At 56.1% G+C, this 2359-nt stretch carries 3 protein-coding genes; 1 reads left to right on the top strand and 2 read right to left on the bottom strand.

Translation table 11 applies throughout. The features are described 5' to 3' along the window. Nucleotides 1-113: 113 nt before the first annotated feature. On the bottom strand, nt 114-1001 hold the full coding sequence (gene thyX, locus H5U08_RS15960) for an FAD-dependent thymidylate synthase (RefSeq protein ID WP_297035283.1): 888 nt from the start codon (nt 999-1001) through the stop codon (nt 114-116). 178 nt (nt 1002-1179) lie between these two features. After that, a complete protein-coding gene (locus tag H5U08_RS15955; RefSeq protein ID WP_297035281.1) occupies nt 1180-1476 on the bottom strand; it encodes a hypothetical protein in 297 nt (98 codons plus the stop codon). 234 nt (nt 1477-1710) lie between these two features. On the opposite strand from H5U08_RS15955, the gene H5U08_RS15950 reads away from it, so the two are divergent. Then, complete coding sequence (locus tag H5U08_RS15950; protein ID WP_297035278.1) at nt 1711-2097, top strand: P-II family nitrogen regulator; 387 nt, start codon at nt 1711-1713, stop codon at nt 2095-2097. Nucleotides 2098-2359 lie beyond the last annotated feature (262 nt).

The following is a 2359-nucleotide window of genomic DNA, read 5'->3' as shown; positions in this document are numbered from 1 at the left end:
TTTCCCAAGATCACTTCTGTGCGATGGAAACCACAAACCCAGGAAAAGAAAAACAAACGCAGTGAACCCCATTTCCGATAGGGAGAGCCCCCGAAAACCCGGAACGTCCTAACTCACCGAACCAGCCCCAACTTGCGAAGTTTCTCCAAACATTCATCCCGTTCCCGGCAGCGCGAGAGTCCCTGCCAGGATGGGTGCTGCAACTGCATGAAGTCCTCCTCGGTAGCCGGGATCCGACCTTGCGATGCCAGATTTCGGATGACTTCGCAGTCCAGGCGGGACAGAACCACACTTTGAAAGCGATAATCCAGAAACGCTTCCCACGTGATGGGGAATAGCCGTGCCACAATTTCGTGCCCAATCACGTGCGCATATTGAGCGATTTCCCACTGGGCGTGCGGATCCATTCGCAGTTCCAGAAAATGCAGAAGATTATGAAGGTCGATTTTCCAGTACGCCTCCGTGTACGTGGAAAGCGGCAAATCCTTACGGGCTTGTTCGCGGGCCACCCCGAGCTCAAGTCGATGCTGGTAGACGCGACGCGCGTATTCCTGAAGTTCTCGCTCTTCTTCGCTGAGTTGTCGGCCAGTTTCGGGGTCGAGAAATCCCTCACTTCCCTGCCGATTGTTCCTAGATTGCCGCCGCCAACCGTCGGGCGGGGTTCGGTGCGCAGCATCGATGGCGATTGAATATCGCGTGCTGTACTCATTCACCGAGGCCGTGCGATGCCGAATCCACTGCCGCCAGATATCCATGGGCACGCGCACCAGCAACTTGATTTCGGCCATTTCAAAAGGTGTCGTGTGGCGGTGCCGCATCAAGTAGCGGATGAGCGTGCGGTCGTCAGACACACTTTTCGTGCCTGCCCCGTAACTAACACGGGCAGCCTGGACAACAGCCGAGTCGTCGCCCATGACATCCACCAGCGCGACGAAACCATCGTCCAGAACTCGGAACTTCTTCCATCGAAGCGCTTCAACCTGCTCTGCGTTACTGCTCATGGCCGCGTTCAACCACGCTTTTCTTCTTTATCCGAAATCCCTTGTCAGCCGTTTGACGCCCCCCGGTGCGCCGGCTGCCGTCACTTTTGAGATCGACTGATCCAGCACGCTGGTTGGCATTTTGACCGCCGAGTCGTCTCCTGCGAGGCTTCCTCACTTGTTGCACCAAGCCCAGCGATTACTTCCTGTTGGGAGGTTTATTCTGAAGCTCCTCATAAAGCCTGGCCAAATATTCAGGATTATCGGTTTTGACCAGATGAGCGATGCGTGATTCGGGCACATTCAGATTGCGGAGGGCCGCTTCGATGCGTTTCCACAATCTCTGGCGGGCCTTTCCTTCGGCCAAATAAAGCTCGCCAATCATATCCCCCAGCTTCTGCAGCATGAGTGTATCGCGGTTTTCGTAATAGCGGCGAATAACCGCTTCCTGGTAGGGGGTGCGTTCCGGCTGCGAGTGCTGCGGTTTGTCGGTCACGTTGAACCTTCCTTTCGCTATGAGGCCACAATGATCGCCATGCGTAACGCTTTATTATCCGTTGGGATCGAAGCCCCGACGAGCCCGGCGTGAGGTCTTTCCGGCCACCCGCACAGTTCTTACATTAAAAGAGATGGATTTTTCGGGAAAAATCGCCCGCCGGATGCGTCGTAGAGAAAACTGTTGTGCTGAAGCCCGTGGGATAAGCCTCCCGGCACTGGGAAACGCCTGCCGATGAAAACCGTCATCGCCATTGTGAGGCCGTTCGTAGCGGAGAGGATTCTGGAAGCGTTACAGCTCGCACCGGTGGAAATGTGTACCGTGCGAGAGGTCAAGGGTTTCGGCCGACAAAAAAATTACCTCGAAGAATACCGCGGCGGAGATTATGCACTGGCCTTTATTCCCAAAGTGCAGATCACGATTTGGGTGGAAGACTTTCGCACCGAAGAAATCGTCCGGCTGATCATCACCCATGCGAGGACCGGCCGCATGGGCGATGGCAAAATCTTCATCCTTCCCGCGGATATGCGGGGCATCGAAGTCCGCGAGGTCGCCGAGAGTAAAGCTTCCGATGACGAAGAACTGCCCGAAGATGGTCCTCTGCGATTGCTCGCGTTCTGAGTCGGGTCCGCCAGAGTGCCGAAACTGGAAAATCAATTGAAGCACTTCGATTGGCATCGATGGCCGCGCATTCAAGAGCGAAAAAGACGGCGGACCTTCTCAATGACCGGCCGTCCTGCGGAATACAGATGGGGATACTGAGGCGACCGTGTGCCAATGGGCCCGCGTCTGGAACATGCACGGCCGCAACCGATGGCTCAATCGGCTGTTTCGAAAGCGACCGTGTCGGGGGCCAGCTCGGCGATGCGCCTCAGGATCTGGG

Source organism: Thermogutta sp. (genome assembly GCF_014359955.1).
Taxonomy (GTDB): Bacteria; Planctomycetota; Planctomycetia; order Pirellulales; family Thermoguttaceae; genus Thermogutta.
Note: the sequence above shows the minus strand (reverse complement) of the source record. Positions and strands in the feature narration are given on the sequence as shown.

Coding starts and splice junctions, on each gene's coding strand:
- thyX (WP_297035283.1), bottom strand. CDS start 1,001: ATGAGCAGTAACGCAGAGCAGGTTGAAGCGCTTCGATGGAAGAAGTTC.
- H5U08_RS15950 (WP_297035278.1), top strand. CDS start 1,711: ATGAAAACCGTCATCGCCATTGTGAGGCCGTTCGTAGCGGAGAGGATT.